Here is a 20772-nt window from a genome sequence, read left to right as displayed (position 1 = left end):
AGCCGGCACCTCTCCCCGCCCGGCCCCTGGTAGCACCGGTCTTTCAAACTCAGAAGCGGCCATCGGAAATGTTTCAAGCAGCCATCAGAAATGATTCGGGCACGTATCAGGAATGTCGCGAGTAGCCATCAGAAATCAGGACTTTACTTAATTCATTGCCCTTACTTCATGGCGCGAAGTACGGTCTTCCCCATGCCAAGAAGATCATTTGCGGCCATACCCATGGCCGCCCTGCTGGCGTGCGCCCTCGGCGCCGCCCCGCTTCAGGCACAACCCGCTCTCGCCGAACCCTCCGGCACGGGCAGAACGAACGGCCCCTCGGGCGCGAGCGGAACGAACGGCGTGACCCTGATCACCGGCGACCGGGTCACCATCGCCGGCAGGGGATACCACATCGAACCCGGCCAGGGCAGGAACGTGGGCTTCACCCGACAGGTGCTCGGAGGACACCTGTACGTGATCCCGTCCGACGCCCGCCCCCTGATCGCCGACGGCACCCTGGACCAGCGGCTGTTCGACATCACCCAGCTGCTGGAGTGGAGGTACGGCGACGCCGACCGCACCGACATCCCGCTGATCACCCAGACCACCGGCGAGCAGGCTCCCGCCGCCCCGCAGGGCGCCCTGCAGGCCCGGCCCCTGGCCGGCCTGGGCATGACCGCCCTGCGAGTACCCAAGGCGAACACCGCCCAGGCCTGGAAGGACCTGACCGGCGGACCCCACGCCCTGTCCGCGGGCAGGACCAAACTCTGGCTGGACGGCCGCCGCTCCTTCACCCTGGACCGGAGCGTCGAGCAGATCGGCGCCCCCCAGGCCTGGCGGCAGGGCCTGACCGGCAAAGGTGTCACCGTCGCCGTACTCGACACCGGCTACGACCCCACCCACCCCGACCTGAAGGGCGTGGTGACCCAGGAACGCAACTTCAGCGACGAACCTGACATCCGCGACACGTTCGGCCACGGCACCCACATCGCTTCGATCATCGCCGGCGCCGGGCAGAAGTACCGGGGCGTGGCACCGGACGCCAAACTCGCTATCGGCAAGCTCGGCGGCAGGGACGGCGGCACCGACTCCGCCATCCTGGCGGGCATGGAGTGGGCAGCCGTCGAGGTCAAGGCCAAGATCGTCAACATGAGCTTCGGGTCGACCGACACCCCGGAGCTCGACCCGGTGGAGCAGGCGGTGAACACGCTGTCGGAGCGGACCGGCACACTGTTCGTCGTGGCCGCCGGCAACTCGGGGAACGACGGGCCCACAGTGGGCAGCCCCGGCAGCGCGGACGCGGCGCTGACCGTCGGCGCGGTCGACCACCGGGACAAGGTGGCCGGCTTCTCCAGCGCGGGGCCGCGCAAGGGCGACCACGCCATCAAACCGGACGTCACCGCGCCGGGCGTGGACATCACGGCCGCGGCGGCCGCGGGCACCGCCGACGGCCCCTACGTCACCAGGTCCGGCACCTCCATGGCCGCCCCGCACGTGGTCGGGGCCGCGGCGATCCTGGCCCAGCGCCACCCCGACTGGACCGGGCAACAGCTCAAGGCCGCCCTCATCGGCAGCGCCGCCCCCGCCGCAGGCGCCACGGCCTACCAGCAGGGCGCGGGCCGCATCGACCTGGTGCGCGCCCTGGCCCAGCAGGTCACCGCGGAGCCCGGCAACGTGTGGGCCGCCTTCCCCTGGAACACCGAGCGGGTGAACACCAAGACCATCACCTACACCAACTCCGGTGACTCACCGGTCACTCTCGACCTGACCGCCGAGGGCGAGGTGCTCAAACTGCCGACCCGGCGTCTGGAGGTGCCCGCGGGCGGAAAAGCCTCGGTCACCCTCACCCTCGACGCCACCGGTAAAGCACCGGGAGACTATCCCGGGACCATCACCGCCAAGTCAGGCCAGACCGTGGTACGTACGCTGGCCGGGGCCTACGTCGAGCCGGAGTCCTACGACGTGACCGTCACCCTCCTGGGCAGGGACGGCGAACTCTCCGACGGCTCCGCTGAGCTGTACGACCCGAAGACCGGCGACCGCCGCCCGCTCTCCTTCGAGAACGGCACGGCCAGGCTCCGGGTGCCCGAGGGAGAGTGGGGTCTGCACGCATCCATCTCCCAGCAAGAGAGCGGGATCACGATCGCGAACACCACGCTGAAGGTCGACGGCGCGGACCAGCGGATCACGGTGGACGCCCGCCAGGGCAAACAGGCCCGTCACGCGATCGACGACCCCGCTGCGGCGCTCCGCCCCGGAGTGGAGATCGGGATCGCCGAGGGCGCCTGGAACCAGATGGAGTGGGATCCCACGTTGAACGCCAACGAGGAGGTCTTCTTCGTTCCCGCCCGCAAGGCGGGGCTGGAGTACATGATGCGAACCGTCTGGGACGGCGCTAAGAGCTCGCAGGCCCCGTATCTCTACGACCTCGCCGACCACCGCACCGGCGGAATCCCGGACAGCCCCACCTACGCGGCAAGGCGGCACGACCTCGCGAAAGTCACGACGGCTTACCCGGCCTCCGGCGTGACGGCCACCGGCGTCTCATACTCCGGCCCCCGCTTCCACGACCTGGACTTCTCGCGGCGCCAGGGAGAGGTGAACCTGCCGGGCACGTTCACCTACTACCGCACCCCCGGGCTGGTATGGGACAGCGCGCTCCGAGTCGGCACATCATGGCTGTACGACAACGGCGGACACGCCAGGCGTGGGCACACCCACGAGACGTGGAACGCCGCGGTGAGCGGCCCCTCCTTCACCCTGCCCGGCGGTGAACGCACCGGCGACCACCTGATCTTCCCCGCGGACAACCTTTTCGCTGACGGCGCCACCGGCAGGCTCGGCGCCGACGACGCCGCCACCGGTACCGCCACCCTCACCCGTGACGGGCAGGTCCTCGCCAAGACCGACCTGACCGGCTGCGCGACCGAGCAGACCTGCGAGCTCGACGCCGACCTGCCCGCCGAGGCCGCCGCCTACACCCTCACCACCTCGGTGCGCAGGCAGGTGCCGCACTCGACCCTGTCCACCGCCGTCGAGGCCGTCTGGACCTTCCGCTCGGCCAGGACCGACGAGGCACAGCCGCTGCCGCTGAGCGCGGTGCGCTACGCCCCCGCCGGACTCGACGAGTTCAACCGCGCCAAGCCCGGCTCGCTGACCCGGCTGCCGATCCGCATCGAGCGCAATCCCGGAGCCGCCCAGGCGGCAACGGCCCTGACCAAACTGGAGGTCTCCACCGACGACGGCACCACCTGGCAACGCGTCCCCGCCATCAGGACCACCACCGGCTGGACCGCCACGGTACGCAACCCCGGCACGCCGGGATTCGTCTCCCTGCGCGCGACCGTGACCGGCCCCTCGGGCACCGGCCTCACCCAGACCATCACCCGCGCCTACGCCATCGGGTAAACGAAACCGGCCCCGGCCTCGCGCGACGCGAGGCCGGGGCTCCGGCCGAGACATCAAAGGAAAATCACACGTCATTCGCCCCGGAAGCACGCCCGTCCTGGGTGTCCTGACCGGGGTACGCCATGCCGTGGCGGCCGACTCGGCACGATCATCGCCCGGGATCTGGTGGAATGACGAGTTGTGAGTGGTCAAGGCTGGCGGTTGGTACGTCGTGAGGATGCGGGGAAGGCTGTTGTCCCCGTGCTCGACGAGCACCAACGGGCCGTGGTCGCCCACGGGAGCGGTCCGTTGCTCGTCCTGGCAGGCCCCGGGACCGGCAAGACGACCACGATCGTGGAGAGCGTGGTCGACCGCGTCGAACGCCGCGGCGCCGACCCCGAACGGGTGCTCGTCCTCACCTACAGCCGCAAGGCGGCCGAGGAACTGCGCGAGCGCATCACCGGCCGGATTCGCCGCACCACCCGCACCCCCCTCGCGCTCACCTTCCACAGCTACGCCTACGCGCTGCTGCGCCGCGAGGCCGTCCACAGGGGAGAACCCGCGCCCAGGGTGCTCACCGCGCCCGAGCAGCTGTTGGAGATCCGCCGCCTGCTCCACGGCGAGCTGGAGGACGGAGGCCTGCTGTGGCCGCAGGACATGCGCGAGGCGCTCAAGACCCGCGGTTTCGCCCAGGAACTGCGCGACTTCCTGGCCCGCGCGGCCGAGCGTGGCCTCGACGGCGCCGACCTGGTCGGGCTGGGCCGCGGGCACGGCCGCGCCGACTGGGTGGCCGCGGGCTGGTTCGCCGACCGCTACCAGGCCAGGTTCGACCTGGACCTGGAGCCCGTGCTGGACTACTCGGAGCTGATCCGCGCCGCCGGGGGCCTGCTCACCGACCCCGAGGTACGGCTGCGCGAGCGCTCCGCCTACGACGTCGTCTTCGTGGACGAGTACCAGGACGCCGACCCCTCCCAGGAGTTCCTGCTCCAGCAGCTCGCGGGGGAGGGGCGCGACCTCGTCGTGGTCGGCGACCCCGACCAGTCGATCTACGGTTTCCGTGGCGCCGAGGTGCGCGGGATCATGGAGTTCCCCGACAGGTTCCGTGACGCGGACGGCGAGAAGGCCCCCGTCATCGCCCTGCGCGTCTGCCGCCGCAGCGGTTCCGAGCTCCTGAAAGCGACCAGGCGCGTCACCGCCCGCCTGCCCGTGACCCCCGGCGGCGCTGCGCACCGGGACCTGAAGGCCCTGCCCGACGCCGACCCCGGCGAGGTGCGGGTGCTGGTGGCAGACGGGGCCACGCAGGAGGCCGCGCTGGTGGCCGACACGCTGCGCAGGGCCCACCTGCTCGACGGCGTCCCCTGGTCGCGTATGGCGGTGCTGGTGCGCTCGGCCACGCGCCAGGTGCCGCTGCTGCGCAGGGCCCTGGTCACGGCCGGGGTCCCGGTCGTGGTCGGCGGCGGTGAGCTGCCGCTGTTCCAGGAGCCCGGCGTCCGTCCACTGATCAGGCTGATCCAGGTCGCGCTCCACCCGGAGACCCTCGACGAGGCGATGGCGGAGGAACTGCTGACCGGGGTGCTCGGCGGTACCGACATGATCGGCGTGCGGCGGCTGCGCAGGGCCCTGCGCATCGCCGAGCACGAGGCCATGACGAACCCCGACGAACGCGACCTGGAACGGGGCCGCGACCGGAAACCCGGCCGGGACCCCGAACAGGACCCCGAACAGGATCTTGGACAGGATCTTGGACAGGACTCCGAACAGGGCTCCGGGCGGGACCTCGGACAGGGCCTCGACCCGGATCCCGGCCGGATTCCCGAGCGGGACCTTGAGGAGGATCCCGCCCGTGAGCTTGAGCGCGATCCCGACCCGGACCTTGAGCTTGAGCAGGACGCGCATCTTGAGCTTGAACGGGACGCGGATCTTGAGCTTGAGAGGGACGCGGACGGGCGGCCGGACGGGCGTGACGCCTCGGGGCCGCGCTCCTCGGGACAGCTGCTGGTCGCCGCGCTGAAGGACGAGCGGGAGCTGATCCGCGTCGAACCGCACGTGGCGCTGCCCGCCGAGCGGCTCGCCCGGCTCATCGCGGGCGCGGCCGACGTCGTACGGCGCGGCGGCACCGCCGAGGACGTCCTCTGGGGCGTCTGGAACGCCACCGGCCTGGCCGAGAAATGGACGGAGACCAGTGTCTCCGGCGGCTTCCGGGGCACGATGGCCGACCGCGACCTCGACGCGGTCGTCGCGCTGTTCGACTACGCGGCCAGGTTCGTCGACCGGCTGCCGCACGCGGGCGTCGAGGTGTTCGTCGAGAACCTGATCGCCCAGGAGATCCCCGGCGACTCCCTCGCCGAGCACGCCCCCGACAGCGACACGGTGCGCATCATGACCGCCCACCGTTCCAAGGGCCTGGAGTGGGACGTCGTGGTCGTGGCCGGCGTCCAGGAGGGGGCGTGGCCGGATCTGCGGCTGCGCGGATCCGTGCTCGGCACCGACGACATGGTCGCCAAGGCGGCGGGCTCCGAGCACGAGAACCCGGCCGCCGTCTCCGCCGCGCTCGCCTCCCAGCTGCTGGCCGAGGAGCGCCGCCTGTTCTACGTGGCGGCCACCAGGGCCAGGACCAAGCTGGTCGTCACCGCCGTCGGCGGAGAGGACGTCGAGGAGCGGCCCTCCAGGTTCCTCACCGAGCTGGCCCCGGGCGAGACCGGGGAGACGGTCATCGACGAGCGCTCCCGCTGGCTGAGCATGTCCGCCCTGGTCGCGGACCTGCGCTCGGCGGTCTCCGACCCGACCAGGCCCGGCCCGCTCCGCGAAGCCGCCGCCCGGCACCTGGCCAGGCTCGCCGCCGCCGGGGTGCCCGGCGCCCACCCCAACGAGTGGTACGCCCTCACACCGATCTCCGACGACCGCCCGCTGAGCTGGCCGGACGACATCGTGCGGATCTCGCCGTCGGCGGTCGAGAGCTTCAGCAAGTGCGGCCTGCGCTGGCTGCTGGAGACCTCCGTCGGCGCGGGCGGTACCGACGTCGCCCGGGGGCTCGGCACGGTCATCCACGCCCTGGCGGTGCTGGCCGCGACCGGCATGCCCACCGAGGACACCCTCGGCAAGCGTCTCGACGACGTCTGGCACGAGCTGGACTTCGGCGGCGCGTGGTACAACCGCAAGCAGCGCAAGGTCGCCGAGGAGATGATCTCCAAGTTCGTCCGCTGGCACCAGGACAACCCCAGGGAGCTGGTCGGTCTGGAGGAGGCGTTCACCGCCATGGTTTCCGAGGGCGTGCAGATCAAGGGCCGGGTCGACCGGGTCGAGCGCGACGGCGAGGGCCGGGCGGTGATCATCGACATCAAGACCGGCAAGAACGGCCCCAAGGACGTCGACCTCGAACGTCACCCCCAGCTCGGCGTCTACCAGCTCGCCGCGCTGCTGGGCGCCTTCGAACGGCACGGCATGACCGAGCCGGGCGGCGCCGCCCTGGTCCAGGTGGGTGACGCGGCGGGCAGGAAGGACGCCAAGGAGCAGATCCAGGGCCCGCTGTCGGAGGACGCCGATCCGGGCTGGGCCCGCGACATGGTCGACACCGTGGCGATCGGCATGTCGGGGCCGTTCTTCCAGGCCAAGGTCAACGACGGATGCCGCACCTGCGCCGTGCGGTCCAGCTGCCCGGTCAGCAAGAACGGAGACCAGGTGTGCTGAGCCGTACCGCCGGGGCCCGGGGCGGGGTCCCGTGCTGAGCCCTACCCAGCTGGCCGCCAAGCTCGGCATCCTCCCGCCGACGCCCGAGCAGGCCGAGGTGATCGAGGCCGGGCTCGAACCGATGGTCGTGGTCGCCGGGGCCGGATCGGGCAAGAGCGAGACCATGGCGGGGCGGGTCGTCTGGCTGGTGGCCAACGGGCTGGTCCGTCCCGAGCAGGTGCTCGGCCTGACCTTCACCAGGAAGGCCGCCGGAGAGCTGGCCGTGCGCGTCCGAGAGCGGCTCAACGGCCTGGTCGCGGCCGAGCAGGTCCCCGCCGACCTGCTGGCGGGCGAGCCGACCATCTCGACCTACCACGCCTACGCCGCCCGGCTGGTCACCGACCACGCCCTGCGGGAGGCGCTGGAGCCGACCATGCGCCTGGTCAGCCCCGCTGTCTCCTGGCAGCTGGCCGGGCGGGTGGTCAGCGGCTACGACGGGCCGATGGAGCAGATCGAGTGGGGCCCGGCCACCGTCACCCGCGCCGTGCTGGAGCTGGCCGGAGAGCTGGCCGAGCACCTGCGCACCCCGCGGGACGTGCGGGAGATCGGCGCCTGGCTCACCGAGCGGCACCAGAGGCTGCCCGGCCGGCCCATCCAGCTCCAGAACAGGCCCCTGGCCACGCAGCGGGCCAGGGAGCAGCTGCTGCCGCTGGTCGAGGCGTACGACCGGCTCAAGCGGCGCCGGGAGGTCGTCGACCACGGCGACCAGATGGCGCTGGCCGCCCGGATCGCCGCCGGGCACCCCGAGGTCGGTGAGATCGAGCGGGGCAGGTTCGCCGTCGTCCTGCTGGACGAGTACCAGGACACCAGCCACGCCCAGCTCGTCCTGCTCCGCTCGCTGTTCGGCGGCGGACACCCGGTGACCGCCGTCGGCGACCCCTGCCAGTCCATCTACGGCTGGCGCGGCGCCTCCTCCGGCAACCTCACCCGCTTCCCCCGCGACTTCAGGACCGCCTCGGGGGAGCTCGCCCCTGTCCGGCGCCTGTCGGTGAGCTTCCGCAACGGCGACGCCGTCCTCGACGTCGCGGCCAGGGTGCAGATCCCGCTGCGTCTGGAGGCCCGGGAGGTGCCGGTACTGGTGCCCGGGGGCAACCGCGTCGAGCGGGGCCGGGTGGTGTGCGCCTTCCACGAGACCGCCGACGAGGAGGCGGAGTGGGTCGCGGACAGGATCGACAAGCTGCTGGGGACCGAGAGCGCCCCCGACGGGCTGCCCTGGGGCGACGGCGAGCGCAAGAAGGCCAAGCAGAGCGCCTGGGGCGGCCCGCAGTGCCTCCAGCCCAACGACGTGGCGATCCTGGCCCGCAAGCGGTCGCAGTTCCCCGCGCTGCGCCGGGCGCTGGAGGCGCGCGGCATCCCCGTGGAGGTCGTCGGTCTCGGCGGCCTGATGACCGTGCCCGAGGTGGCCGACATCGTCGCGACGCTGCGCGTGATCTACGACCCGTCGGCCGGGGACGCCCTGGTCAGGCTGCTGTCGGGCCCCCGCTGGCGGATCGGTCCCGCCGATCTGAAGGAGCTGGGGGAGCGGGCGCGGGAGCTGAACAGGGAGAACCACGAGAGGGGGCCGGGAACGGCCGACCCGCTGGACCAGGTCGTGGCGGACATGGCCGAGGAGCGCGGCAGCCTGGTCGACGCCCTCGACGAGCTGCCCGACCGGCCCGAGTGGCAGGACCTGTTCTCGCCCCTCGCCCGGGTACGGCTGGTGGCCCTGGCCCAGGAACTGCGGATCCTGCGCGCCCACACCGGCCAGCCGCTGCCCGACCTGATCGTCGAGATCGAGCGCAGGCTCGGCCTGGACATCGAGGTCGCCGCCCGGGGGTCGGCCGTCGGGGTGTTCGCCGCCCGCGCCGACCTGGACGCCTTCCTGGACGCCGCCGCCCGTTTCGCCGGAGACTCCGAGGACCCGACGCTGGGTGCGTTCCTGGCCTTCCTGAAGGCGGCGGACGAGGAGGAGAACGGTCTGGACGTGGGCCGGGTCGGCGAGAGCAACAGCGTCAAGCTGATGACCGTCCACGCCTCCAAGGGACTGGAGTGGCCGGTCGTCGTGGTGCCCGGCATGTCCCAGGCGCTGGCCAAGTCCGGGGCCCTGACCGTCGGCACGATCTTCCCCGCCCGGCCCGTCACCAGCCCCAAGTGGACGGAGAACCCGCGCAAGCTGCCCTACCCGCTGCGCGGCGACGCCTCCGACCTGCCGCAGCTGGCCGGGCTCTCCAAGGAGGAGCTGGTCGAGTTCGACGAGCGCTGCCGTGACCGCGACCTGATGGAGGAGCGCCGCCTGGCCTACGTCGCCGTCACCCGGGCCCACTACCTGCTGATCGCCTCCGGCTACCGGTGGGGCAGCGCCTCCAAGCCCCTGGAGCCCTCGGACTTCCTGATGGAGATCCGCGAGACCTGCGGCCGGGTGGCCGTCTGGGCTCCCGAGGCCGAGGAGGGGGCGACCAACCCGCTCCTGGCCGACCCCGCCGAGTCCCCCTGGCCGGTCACCCCGGACGGCCTGCGGTACGAGGCCGTTCTCGACGGCGCCACCATGGTCGAGGCGGCCCTCGCCGCCCTGTCCGCCTCGTCGTCCGGCCCGGCCGTATCGAAGGGCAGGACCGTCCCGGCGGGTTCCCGGCCGACGGGACCGGTCGTAGACCTTCCCTTCCTCGACTCCTTCCCCGATGATCCCGGCGCGGACGGCTCCGTCCCGGTGGACGAGGACGTCCCGTTCCCCGAGGACTTCGCGGATCACGGGGATTTCGCGGCGTACCCCGACGACGGGGACGAGGACCACGGCGGCTTCGAGGCCTACGGGAACTTCGACGACCTCCCGGAGGCCCCGCCGAACCGGGGCCCGGCTTCGCGCCCGGGAGACCGGGACGCGGCCTCAGGCACGGTGGACGACGCCCCCGCCCTTCCCGCATCCGGACACGAACCCGCACGGGACACCGAAGACGGACCCGAGCATGATCGGGGCCCCGAAGACGGACCTGAACGCGATCGGGGCCCCGAAGACGGATCCGAGCGCGAGCACGGGCGTGGGCCCGTGGCCGACCCCGCCACGGCTCTCGCGGAGCTGCGCGGATGGGACAGGGAACGGGCGAAGGCCTGGGAGCGTGACATCGAGTTGCTGCTCAGGGAACGCGAGACGCGCCGGCGGCGTGGTCCGGGCAAGGTCGAGCTGCCCGTCCACCTGACCGTCTCGTCCCTGGTCACCCTGGCCTCCGACCCCAGGTCGCTGGCCCGCCGGATCCGCCGTCCCGTGCCCAGGAAGCCCGCCCCGCTGGCTCGCAGGGGCACCTCCTTCCACAGCTGGCTGGAGTCCCGCTGGGGCCAGCAGCGGCTGATCGACGAGCTCGACCTGCCCGGCTCCTCCGACGGTGTCGAGGAGCTCGCGGACGCCCATCTCGACGAGTTGCGCGAGCGGTTCGAGGAGAGCGAGTGGGCGGGCAGGGAGCCACTGGACATCGAGGTCCCGTTCGAGACGATGATCGCCGACCGGCTGGTCAGGGGCCGGATGGACGCGGTCTTCGAGACCCCCGACGGCGGCTACGAGGTCGTCGACTGGAAGACGGGACAACGGCCCCCGGGCAGGAAGGCCGAGGCGGCCGCGGCCGTACAGCTCGCCGCCTACCGTCTGGCCTGGTCCCACCTGGCCGCCGTGCCACTGGACCGGGTGAGCGCCGCCTTCCACTACGTCCGCTCCAACGAGACGGTCCGCCCGGCCAACCTCCTCGACGAACGCGGCCTGGTCGCCCTCATCGAGTCGGTCCCCACGATCGGCTGAGCGGCCGACGCGTCAAGTCGCCGTTACTCCAGCCGTCCTTCGTGATCGGGTGATGGGCCGTCGCAACGACGGCCCATCACGGGCTCGTCTTCGGTGACGGAAACCGGCGGTCACCAGGGGAGTTCGAGGAGGTATTCCTCGACGGTCTCCCCGCGTGCGTTGGAGAATCCGCTGTCCTCGCCGTAGATGCCGAACCCGCACTTTTGCAGGACCCGCAAGGATCCCAGATTGTCCTCCGCGACCCGGGCGAACAGCGGCCGCACCGGATGACGGGCAAGGAACTCCGCAAGTGCTCGGGTGGCGATGCCGTGACCCCAGTGCTCCGGGGCGATCCAGTAGGTGACCTCCAGCTCGTCGGCCTGGCCGTAGGTCAGGACATGACCCACCACCTCGCCGTCGAGCACGATCGTCTTTTTGACGCTGCCGTCGTCGTTGAGAATTTTGGTCCAGCGGGTGGTGAAGGCGTCCAGGTCCGCCGGGTCCTTGACGGTGAAGGCCGCCATCCGGTTGGCCACCGGGTCCAGCTGATGCCGGTAGAACGCCTGAAGGTCGCTCTGGATCATGTCACGCAGTACGAGATCGCTCATGCCGTGCTCTCCTTGCTGTCTTGACGTGTCCCGAACTCGTCAGACCTCGCGTGACCAGAAGGCTCCCGAGGTAAGAGTGAGCCGAGAGGAGGGTACGGACAGGAACCGACAAACCGTGGGGACCCGGCCAGGCGGCGGGCGGGGGATCCGTCCAGGCGTGCGCCCGGCTCAGGCCGACGGGGGATGTGGCCGGAAGAACGCCCGGAGTTCGGCCGCGACGCGTTCGGGGGCTCGTTGGGGGCCTTCGTGGGACAGACCGGGCATCACGGTGATCTGTGAGTGGGGGATCAGCGTGGCCAGCCGTTCGGCCGCGCCACGCAGGTAGCCCGCCGTACGGTCGCCCGCCAGGAGGAGGACGCGCGCGGTGACGCCGGCGTACTCCTCGCCCGTCGAGTCCAGTCCGAGCCCCGCGTCGACCTCCGGCGGCATGGTCGGCATGATCTCCCTGAACTCGCGTCCCATGCCCGTGACCACCATCAGGCCGCCCAGCCAGGTCAGCACCGGCAGGGGGAGGCGGCCGAGCGGCCCGGAGAGCCCCAGCCCCTTGACGAGCAGCGCCATGGCGCGGGCCGGTCGGTCCGCGGCCACGGCCTGCTTGAAACCCGGTACGAACCAGGTCGGGAAGGAGCCGTCGATCGACACCGCGGGTTCGAACACGGCGGCCGCATCGACGGGGTGGCGCAGTGCCGTACGCAACACGACGAGGCCGCCGTAGCTGTGCCCGAACAGGTTCCTCGCGCCGGTCCGCTCCATCACGGCGACGACGTCGTCGCACTCCTTGCCGATGTCGTAGTCGCGTCCCTGCGGCCCGCTGGCTCCCCGTCCGCGCCGGTCGACGACGTGGACGGTGAGGGGGTCGGCGAGACGCGTCGCCAGGTCCCGGTAGTAACGCCCGGAAAGCATGCTGCCACCCACGACGACGACTCCGGGGTCGTTTCCGGCGCCTTTGTAGGTTTCGTAACCGATAACCGTCCCATCGGCAGACTTCACGTATGAGCTTTCGGCCATCACAAATCCTTTCGTGTCCGAATATGCGGCGGTATGCCCGCCTGGCGTGGATCGAACGGTCTCCCGGCGGCTCCCGGTTTCCCGGTCGGCCGGTCGAATCCGCTGTCGGGGAAAGCCGAGGAATGTGTGCCCTTCTTCGGAGGAGGACGGGGGTGGCCTGTCCGGCCGTTCACTTCCCCCGGTGAATCCGCCCGCCCGGGGGAAGTCGCTCCTTTGATGTAATTCCATTCTGTTCGCCGAATGCGCTTCCGCGTCGTTTCACCCTGGAGAAGTGGAGAATTCTTCTCCCGGTTCCCCGTACGGCAGGTTTCTCGTACGGCGAGCCGCCGGCCCGGGCGCCGCCGGGATCGGCGCGGGAGTCACCGGTCGACGTCGCCCTTCCCCGCAAGGCCGCCCAGATGGTGGGCGAGGATCCGCAGTCCCTCGGCGACGCGCTCGGTGCGGGCGGCGCCGTAGCCGAGCACCAGGCCGGGGCGCGGCCGGTCTCCGGGATCTCTCCCCGGTCTCTTGGGACGCCGTCGACCGGAGGCCCCGTTGAGCTGGGGCTTCACTTTTCCTGTCGGGGCGGTGGGCGGTTCCGCCCGGGGGACGCCCGGCCGTACAGGGAGCGTGAAGCCCCTCGATCCAAGCTGCTCCCCATGGCGGCGGGCATGGCCGCCCTCGACAGGAAGGCTCGTGAGATGAGCATAGGAGTTAGGATCACCCGGCTCTTCACGGTCGGCGCGTTGTCGGCGATGGCGCTCGCGGCCGCTCCGATCGGCTCCGCGAACGCCGCCGCCTACACCCCCGAGGGGGTGTGCGGTTCGGGGTTCTCCCGCGTCAGCGACGGCACCCGGGCCGTCAAGGAGGTTCACACCGGCGAGGTGCTCGGCTACGTCTACCTGCTCTACAACAACGGCACCGGATACAACTGCCTCGCCACGATCAAGACCAAGTACGTGGGAGTCGCCACCACGGTGACCGCCATCCTGGGCATCCAGGGCGGTGACGGCGGCTACGACTCCGACGAGTACAAGTACTTCGCCAAGGCCGTCGCGTATGGGAAGGGCAAGTGCGCCAGCATCTGGGGCGGCATCCACGGCACGTCCTCCTCGGTGTACGGCGAGGGCGTCAGGGGCTACGGCAACTGCGGCTAGCCGGAACAACGGGTGCCGTGCCCGGCCGACCGGGCACGGCACCTCCCGCGTCGTCGACGATTTCGGAGAATCAGGACTCCGGTGTGGATCTTCGTGGGCCCTCCCGCACGGACGGCCTACAGGTAGTGGAAGCCCGGCGCCGGATGCATCAGGAAGTCGTGGTGGGAGATGTTCCACGCGTACGCGCCGGCCATGGCGAACTCGACGACGTCCCCGACGGCCAGGCGCACGGGGACGTGGCGGGCCAGGACGTCCTTGGGCGTGCAGAGCTGGCCGACGATCGTGATCGGCTCCCCCTCGGGAAGAGCGCCGGGCGCGGACAGGGGCTGGGAGTGCCCCTTGGCCGCCGGGGTGCGCAGGTGGTGGGTGCCTCCGGCGACCACCGCGAACAGCTCGCCGTGGACCCGTTTGACGTCGATCACCCGCGTCACGTACCGCCCGCAGTAGGCGGTCAGCGCCCGCCCCGGCTCGATGCGCAGCACCTCTCCCGGGCGGCGCAGCTCCGCCAGGCCCTCGCCGTAGGAGCGCCAGTCGAACCGTGCGCCGGGATCGGCGTAGGACACCGCCATGCCTCCGCCGAGGTTGATCTCCGAGACGCCCAGTTCCCTGGCGTGCTCCAGTACGGCCCGCGCCAGTTCCAGCAGCGCCGGGGCGTCGAGCCCGCTCGCGAGGTGGGCGTGGATCCCGCGCAGCCGTACCGGACTCCGACCGGCCAGATCCGCCTGATCCGTCCGATTCACCTGATCCGCCAGGGCCGCCCGGTCCATCTGATCCGGCCGATCCGCCGGGGGCGTCCGGTCGTCCGGCAGGAGGGCCACGCACTCGGCGATCCCGTCGGGGTCCATGCCGAACGGGGTCGCTCCGCCGCCCATGGCCAACGCCGCCCCGGTCACCGGAACGTCGAGGTTGACCCGGAGCAGCACATCGACCGGGCGCCGATCCTCCTGCCGAGTGTCCCCCAGCCGAGCGTCCCCGGGCCGAGCGTCCCCTCGCGGGACATCCCCCCGCGAGGCGTTCTCCCGTAGACGCCCCTCCAGCAGGCGCCGCAGCTCGCCGGGGCTCTCCACGTGCAGGCGGGTGACGTCGGCGGCCAGGTCGGCATCGGTCTTCCCCGGACCGCCCAGGGCCACGGGCATGCCGGGGAACAGCGCGCGCACGTGGGCCAGTTCGCCTCCCGACGAGACCTCGAAACCGTCCACGTGCCGCGCGAGCACCCGCAGCAGCCGGGGATCGGGGTTGGCCTTGACGGCGTAGTAGATCTCGACCTCTCCCATCGCGGCCCGTACGGCCGCCGCGTGCGCGTCGAGCGCGCCCAGGTCGTAGACGTAGGCGGGCAGGTCGTCGGGGACGACATGGGCGGGCAGGCCGTCGGGAATCGGGATCAAGACAGCACCGCCAGCGGGTTGGCCACCGGGACGTACCCGGCGGAGCGGTCGGCCGAGCGCGCCCACCTGACCGAGAGGTTGGCCTTGGCGGGCAGCGGCGCCCCGGCCAGCAGGTCGGCCAGCGGCGGCGGCCACCCCAGGGAGCCCGCGTATCCGGCCAGCACCCCCCCGGCGACCGCCCACAGCTCCCGCACGGAACCCGTCCCGGCCAGGGAGGCGGCGACCTCGGCGAGATGGTTGACCATCAGGCAGTAGACCACCCGGTCCCAGCCGCTGCCGGGATCGTAGGTGAGCGCCTCGGCGACCCGGCCCGGCAGCCCCGACAGGTCGTGGCGCCCCGCGACGAGCTTGGTGCCCTCCAGATCGCGGAAGACCGCCTCGACCGGCAGTCCCGACGCGTCCACGCCCACCAGCACGTTCTGCAGGTGGGGTTCCAGCACCACGCCGTGGTTCAGGTACGCCTCCAGCACCGGCGGCGCGACGCGCTCCACGTAGGCGCGCCACCAGCGCACGGGGTCCGCCGGGGGGCCGCCGGGAACGGCCCGGAACCCCTCGGGGACGGCCAGCGCGCCGCTCAGCAGGGGGGTCACCCCCGGCCTGCAGACCGACCACGGACTGGCACGGATGATCACGCCGAGTCCCTCCAGGAGCCGGACGCCCAGGTCGGCGGAGCGGTATCCGGGCTCGGGAAGCCATCCGGTTCCGGGAAAGGCGGCCGACAGCTCCTCGAACACCGGCCCGAGGCGACGGGTCAGCTCGACCGCCCCCGCCAGCTCGTACCAGGAGTTCTTCCTGACGCAGTTGGTGATCCGCACGTCCAGGCTGAACTTCAGGCACCGGTCGAGGCGCGGCTCGTAGACCGTGCGGACCGACGAGGTGGGGATCGCGGGGCGGGAGCCGTACCCCAGGTCGACGAGCCGCCCGTCGGCCAGCGGCGCGGCGAGTTCGGCGGCGAGCAGGTCGAGCTGCCACGGGTGCGCGGGGAGCGTCGAGTAGCCCGGCGGCGCCGGGGCGAGGTCGTCCAGCGGGCCGGTCTCACCCGCCTCGGCCAGCACGTCGTCGCGGACGCCGAGCAGCCTGAGCGGGAAGCTCGCGTGCGCCTCCGGGGCGTAGCGCAGCCAGCCCGCGCCGTCACGCGCCTTGGGGCTGGGGTGGAAGGGGTGCCCGAAGACCAGCCGCTGCTCGGAGGCCAGCCACGGGTCGGCGGGCGCGGGGGTCCGACGCCTGGCCGTGAGCAGCGCGGCCATGGCCTCCCGGCTGGCGCCCACCTGGGCGGCGAACTCCTCGTTCGTCCCGCCGAGCTCGGTCTCCACGAGCCCGACGAGCCGGTCGGCGTCCAGCGGCTGCCAGCACCCCCGGTCCAGCCACTCGGGCCGCCCGTCGAACCGCAGCGCGAGCCCGCCGTGGGTCCTGCCCCGCAGCAGGGTGTCCGCCACGCGCAGCAGCACGTACGGCCCGGCGTGCCAGACCTGCCCGCGAGGCCCGGCCACCTCCCTGACACAGCAGCGCAGCAGTGCCGCCAGCGACGCCTCCTCGGCGGCGGTGACGGGGCAGGAGTCGAGTGCGAGGCTGGTCATGACGTCCTTCGCGTGATCGCGTTCCGGATGGCCGGTGGGGGTTGGCGCAGGTAGTTGGGGCCGCTGGTGCCGTAGAACTTGTTCACGTCGCGCGCCCCGGTGCGCGCCTTGTCCACCAGGGTTCCCGCGGTGATCATCGACTTGCCGACGAGCCTGGCCGCGTCGAGGGTCCTGGCCCGCAGCAGCCTGGCCATCGGGTCGTCCCCGTGTTCGTCCAGTGCCTCCGCGAGCGTCTCGCGGAGCAGCCCGGACGCGCGGGCGGGCGGCAGCGCGCCGAACGTCACCGCGGCGGCGGCCAGGTGCAGCGTGATGGTCACGAACACGTCGGCGAGCGCGTGCGGGTCGTCGGTCAGCATCCGCTCGTCGGTGAAGCGCGGTACCGCGACGCCCGCCGCCCGCAGCCGGTCGGGTGAGGTCAGCAGGCCGTCGTTGTCCTTGATCAGCAGCTTGGGCGGGCCATCTCCCAGGACCAGCGAGAGGTTCTGCTGGTGGGTCTCCAGGGCGGTGCCGTACCGGACGAAGAGCCGGACGTGGAAGCCGAACAGCAGCCGGAGGTACTCCCCGAGCATCCGCGCCACGTCGCCTCCGTACCGGCGCCCGGCCAGCCCCTCGACGACGGTGCCGCCGCCGGGCAGGGGCGCGGGCAGCGCGGCCACCGGGACGATCTCGCCGGGCGGCAGGCGGCGGACGAGCCAGCCGAGGTACTCGTGCCCGGCGTGGCCGTAGGTCTGCTCGTCGGCCAGCAGTACCCCGGGGTGGGGCATCCGGCGCAGGAGCAGTTCGGCCCGTGCCCCGTCGGCCAGCGTGCCGGGCTTGATCGAGCGCCGGTTGCGCATGCCCAGCGTGCTGGTGGCCAGCGGCAGCTTCACGTGCGTGCCGTCGTCGACCGCGACCGTGCGCGTCGACAGCGTCGGGCTGACCTCCAGGTACGGCTCCGCCCCGACGACCGCCCACGGGATCTCCTCGACCACGGGGACCGTCAGCGGGTGCACCGGGAACAGCACGTGTGTCGCGGCGAGGGACGCCGGCAGCCCGGCGGCGGGGAACCCGGGCGCGCCCGGCATCGCCGTACCGGTCACCCGCTCCCGGGGCACGGCCGCCCACCGCAGCCGGAAGGAGGGCGCGAACTCCGGCGTGTAGGCCGTCAGGTCCTCGTCGGAGAGCCCGGCCCGGCACCGTGCCGTCGGGTAGACGGGATGGTCGACGAAGGCGGCCAGCGTCTCGTAGCGCGCGGCGCGCGGCCGCGTCTCGTCGCGGAGCCGGGCCAGCACCCCGTCGCGGTGGGCGTCGTGGAGGTCGTGGGCGCGCAGCGCCTCCCGGCACTCCCGGGCGAACGCCTCGACCCCGGTGCCGTCGGCCGGGGCGGCGATCTCCTCCAGGGTCCGCAGCACCTCCCCGAGGCCGAGTGTCTCCTCGGGGGCGACCACGAAGTCCTGGAACAGCGAACCCGGCACCAGCCGTATCCGGCGTCCGCCGGGCAGGACCAGCGCGACGCCGTCCTTGCCCCGCGTCATCCGCCCGGCCAGGCCGCCGTAGTCCTCGCGCAGCAGCGCGTCCAGCACGCGGGAGGCGAGGTACGGCTCCCGCCCGCCGCCGGTCACGCGATCACCCACGGACCGGCCGTCTCGAAGGCGGCCAGGGCCGCGTCGACGCTCGCCCGGTCCGGGCCGATCGCGCGGACGACGCCCAGGTAGTCGCGGTTGGTGTTGCCCGGCTCCACACGGTCGCCGACGGCGCGCAGCGGGCGGTGCCACAGGCGCACCGGGTCGCCGGGGGCGGGGACGACCGTTCCGGGGGACGCGACCACGGTCCCCGGCCGGCGGGCGACCACGCTCAGCGCGGTCGCGTGCCCGCCGGCGCGGCCCGGCTCTCCGGCCGCCGCCCCCAGGTGGACGCCGAGGACGCGCTCGAAGAGCGGGACGCCCAGCAGGTCGCCGAGCAGGAAGTCGCAGTGGTCGCCGATCACCCGGTAGTTGACCTCGACGATCCTGGGGCCCGCCTGCGTCATCACGTATTCGGTGTGGCAGGCCCCGAACCCCGCCCCCAGCGCGGCGAGCGCCCGCAGCACGTGCTCCCGTCCGGGCGGCGGCTCCCAGTCGAGCCGCTCCTCGACGAAGTACGGCAGCGGCCCCAGCGTGGTCCTGAAGCCGCCCAGCACCAGCGGCTCCCCGCCGTCGCCGAGCGTCTCCAGCGTGTGCAGGGGCCCTTCGAGGTACTCCTCGACGACCAGCGCCTCGCCGGGGCGCCGGGCCCGGATCGCCCGCAGGGCCGCCGCGAGCTCGCGGTCGTCCCGCACCAGCACGACGTCCTCGCTGGCGACCCCCTCGCGGGGCTTGACGACCGCGGGGAAGGGCATGTCCGGCGGGGCGGGGTCGCCGGGGGCCAGCCGTACCGAGCGGACGGTCTCGACGCCCGCCGCCGCCAGCCGCCTGCGGGTGAGCGCCTTGTTCTTGGCCGCGACGCAGGCCCGCCAGTCCTTGCCGGGCAGGCCGAAGTAGGCGGCGGCCAGAGCCGTCTCCGCCTGGAGGTGGTCGGAGTTGGAGAAGACGGCGTCCGGCGCGTGGTGGTGTGCGATGACGTCGATGACCGCGCGGGCGTCACGGACGTCGCAGCCGAGCACCTCGGCACCCGAGTCCAGGTGCCGCTCCGGCCGGTCGGTCAGAATGGTGACGTCGCAGCCCAGTGCCCGTGCCGCGGGGAGGAAGCCGTCGGTGACCGAGTCGGTCGGCTTGAGCGCGGTGAGGTACAGGCGCAATGCGGGACCCCCGATAATCAGGTAAGCCTAACCTAACTCGGTGCATCCTAGTCGCATGGAGATCATCTCGCTGTTGTGATCGGATATTCACCGTATATGTCCGGTGCGCGCGGTGGCTGTCTCCAAGATTCGCCTCGGGCGGAGGCGGCGGGACCCGGGCGAGTCGTTCGCGTTCCGCGGCATAAGATGGCCAATCGGTCTGGGAAGCGGGGACGGCGTGGACATCACCACTCAAGAAGGACTACTGGGACCGCTGCTGCTCGCGCGCAGCGCCATCGACCGCTCGGCGCCGCTGCGCGGCGACACCGCGTGGCTCGAACGGGCGTGGGCGGACGGTGCCACCCGGGTCGTGGTCGTGGACGACGGGCAGGCGCTGGTCAGGCGGCGCGGGCAGGGAGTCGGGCTGGTCCTGCTGCCGGCGGCCGACGCGCCCCCGGGGGAGCGCTACCTGCTCGGACTGGACGCCGAGGGCATCGCCTACTTCGCCGTGGCGGCCCCGCTGGCGGGCGCGGCGCTGCCGAACGCCTCCGGGCGGGGCGTCGCCCCCGTCGCGCTCTCGGCGCTACGGGATGGGGAGACCGTCGCCGCGGGGCTGCGCCAGGTCGGCTCGCTGCTGGAGGACCTGGACGCCGGACTGCTGGTCTACGCGGTCGCCCTTGAGGCCTGGCACGCCACCCACGAGTTCTGCCCGCGCTGCGGCGGCCGTACCGAGGTGCGCTCGGGCGGGCACGTGCGCGTCTGTCCCCAGGACGGCAGCCAGCACTTCCCCCGCGTCGACCCGGCGGTGATCATGCTCGTGCACGACGACGAGGACCGATGCCTGCTGGCCCGCGGGCCGCAGTGGCCGGAGGGGCGCTTCTCGGTGCTCGCCGGTTTCGTCGAGCCCGGCGAGTCGCTGGAGAACGCCGTCGCCCGCGAGGTGGCGGAGGAGGTCGGCGTACGCGTGGTCGAGCCCCGCTACCTGGGCAGCCAGCCGTGGCCGTTCCCGCGCAGCCTGATGCTCGGTTTCTTCGCCAGGGCCGTCTCGACGGAGTTCGTCCTCGACCGGGAGGAGATAGCGGAGGCCCGCTGGTTCAGCCGTGCGGAACTGCGGGCCGCGCTGGACAGCGGTGAGGTGCGCCTGCCGTCCGAGGTCTCGATCGCCCGCAGGCTGATCGAGACCTGGTACGGCGAGCCGCTCACCGGAGACTGGTGATCAGGCGTTCAGCCTGGCCTTGACCTCGATCACCGAGGGGTTGGTCACGGCCGTGCCGTCCGGGAAGAGCACGGTCGGCACGGTCTGGTTACCGTTGTTGACGCTCATGACGAACTGGGCGGCGTCGGGGTTCTGCTCGATGTCGATCTCCTGGTAGGAGATCCCCTCGCGGGTGAGCTGGGTCTTCAGCCGCCTGCAGGGGCCGCACCAGGTGGTGGTGTAAACCGTCAGCGCCATTTGTGGACTATCCCCTCATTTGTGAGAAGTTCGG

At 72.3% G+C, this 20772-nt stretch carries 13 protein-coding genes; 5 read left to right on the top strand and 8 right to left on the bottom strand.

Annotation, left to right across the window (positions count from 1 at the left end; translation table 11 throughout):
* Positions 1–192 precede the first annotated feature (192 nt).
* From AB0N02_RS35385 to AB0N02_RS35375, 3 genes are all read left to right on the top strand, one after another.
* Positions 193–3390 carry a S8 family serine peptidase gene (locus AB0N02_RS35385; protein ID WP_363955649.1) on the top strand — a complete coding sequence of 1066 codons (3198 nt, stop codon included), beginning with the start codon at positions 193–195 and terminating at the stop codon, positions 3388–3390.
* Positions 3391–3630: 240 nt separating this feature from the next.
* Positions 3631–7056, top strand: a complete 3426-nt coding sequence (locus tag AB0N02_RS35380) for an ATP-dependent DNA helicase (protein ID WP_363955646.1) — start codon at positions 3631–3633, stop codon at positions 7054–7056.
* Between the two features lie 31 nt (positions 7057–7087).
* Positions 7088–10858 carry an ATP-dependent DNA helicase gene (locus AB0N02_RS35375; RefSeq protein WP_363955643.1) on the top strand — a complete coding sequence of 1257 codons (3771 nt, stop codon included), beginning with the start codon at positions 7088–7090 and terminating at the stop codon, positions 10856–10858.
* 110 nt (positions 10859–10968) lie between these two features.
* Here the strand turns inward: AB0N02_RS35375 and AB0N02_RS35370 are convergent, their stop codons facing one another.
* The 3 genes from AB0N02_RS35370 to AB0N02_RS35360 all read right to left on the bottom strand — a co-directional run bounded on the left by AB0N02_RS35370 (position 10969) and on the right by AB0N02_RS35360 (position 13004).
* Positions 10969–11445, bottom strand: coding sequence for a GNAT family N-acetyltransferase (locus AB0N02_RS35370; protein ID WP_363955640.1), 477 nt, complete (start codon positions 11443–11445; stop codon positions 10969–10971).
* 168 nt (positions 11446–11613) lie between these two features.
* Positions 11614–12453 carry an alpha/beta hydrolase gene (locus tag AB0N02_RS35365; RefSeq protein ID WP_363955638.1) on the bottom strand — a complete coding sequence of 280 codons (840 nt, stop codon included), beginning with the start codon at positions 12451–12453 and terminating at the stop codon, positions 11614–11616.
* Between the two features lie 359 nt (positions 12454–12812).
* The gene (locus tag AB0N02_RS35360) at positions 12813–13004 is read right to left on the bottom strand and encodes a hypothetical protein (RefSeq protein ID WP_363955635.1); all 192 of its coding nucleotides are present in this window, start codon (positions 13002–13004) and stop codon (positions 12813–12815) included.
* 129 nt (positions 13005–13133) lie between these two features.
* On the opposite strand from AB0N02_RS35360, the gene AB0N02_RS35355 reads away from it, so the two are divergent.
* A complete protein-coding gene (locus AB0N02_RS35355) occupies positions 13134–13589 on the top strand; it encodes a hypothetical protein (protein ID WP_363955632.1) in 456 nt (151 codons plus the stop codon).
* Between the two features lie 116 nt (positions 13590–13705).
* Here the strand turns inward: AB0N02_RS35355 and AB0N02_RS35350 are convergent, their stop codons facing one another.
* From AB0N02_RS35350 to AB0N02_RS35335, 4 genes are read right to left on the bottom strand one after another with little or no spacing between them, the layout of a single operon-like run.
* Complete coding sequence (locus AB0N02_RS35350; protein WP_363955629.1) at positions 13706–14974, bottom strand: type III PLP-dependent enzyme; 1269 nt, start codon at positions 14972–14974, stop codon at positions 13706–13708.
* Positions 14971–16551 carry an IucA/IucC family protein gene (locus tag AB0N02_RS35345; RefSeq protein ID WP_363955626.1) on the bottom strand — a complete coding sequence of 527 codons (1581 nt, stop codon included), beginning with the start codon at positions 16549–16551 and terminating at the stop codon, positions 14971–14973. The genes AB0N02_RS35350 and AB0N02_RS35345 overlap by 4 nt, the downstream gene beginning before the upstream one ends.
* Positions 16548–18164, bottom strand: a complete 1617-nt coding sequence (locus AB0N02_RS35340; RefSeq protein ID WP_363955623.1) for an IucA/IucC family protein — start codon at positions 18162–18164, stop codon at positions 16548–16550. Before AB0N02_RS35340 ends, AB0N02_RS35345 begins: the two co-directional genes overlap by 4 nt.
* Positions 18149–19306: an ATP-grasp domain-containing protein gene (locus AB0N02_RS35335; protein ID WP_363955620.1), complete on the bottom strand. Its 1158-nt coding sequence runs from the start codon at positions 19304–19306 to the stop codon at positions 18149–18151. Before AB0N02_RS35335 ends, AB0N02_RS35340 begins: the two co-directional genes overlap by 16 nt.
* A gap of 217 nt (positions 19307–19523) precedes the next feature.
* Between AB0N02_RS35335 and nudC the strand changes: the two genes are divergently transcribed.
* Positions 19524–20501: an NAD(+) diphosphatase gene (gene nudC / locus AB0N02_RS35330; RefSeq protein ID WP_363955617.1), complete on the top strand. Its 978-nt coding sequence runs from the start codon at positions 19524–19526 to the stop codon at positions 20499–20501.
* Here nudC and AB0N02_RS35325 read toward each other — a convergent pair whose 3' ends face one another.
* Positions 20502–20738 (bottom strand): mycoredoxin, encoded by a 237-nt coding sequence (locus tag AB0N02_RS35325; RefSeq protein ID WP_363955615.1) that lies wholly within the window; start codon positions 20736–20738, stop codon positions 20502–20504.
* Positions 20739–20772 lie beyond the last annotated feature (34 nt).

The sequence above is a fragment of the Streptosporangium sp. NPDC051022 genome (assembly GCF_040683035.1).
Lineage (GTDB): Bacteria > Actinomycetota > Actinomycetes > Streptosporangiales > Streptosporangiaceae > Streptosporangium.
This window is presented reverse-complemented; position numbering and strand designations above follow the sequence as displayed.

Coding starts and splice junctions, on each gene's coding strand:
- AB0N02_RS35370 (WP_363955640.1), bottom strand. CDS start 11,445: ATGAGCGATCTCGTACTGCGTGACATGATCCAGAGCGACCTTCAGGCG.
- AB0N02_RS35385 (WP_363955649.1), top strand. CDS start 193: ATGCCAAGAAGATCATTTGCGGCCATACCCATGGCCGCCCTGCTGGCG.
- AB0N02_RS35345 (WP_363955626.1), bottom strand. CDS start 16,551: ATGACCAGCCTCGCACTCGACTCCTGCCCCGTCACCGCCGCCGAGGAG.
- AB0N02_RS35355 (WP_363955632.1), top strand. CDS start 13,134: ATGAGCATAGGAGTTAGGATCACCCGGCTCTTCACGGTCGGCGCGTTG.
- AB0N02_RS35325 (WP_363955615.1), bottom strand. CDS start 20,738: ATGGCGCTGACGGTTTACACCACCACCTGGTGCGGCCCCTGCAGGCGG.
- AB0N02_RS35365 (WP_363955638.1), bottom strand. CDS start 12,453: ATGGCCGAAAGCTCATACGTGAAGTCTGCCGATGGGACGGTTATCGGT.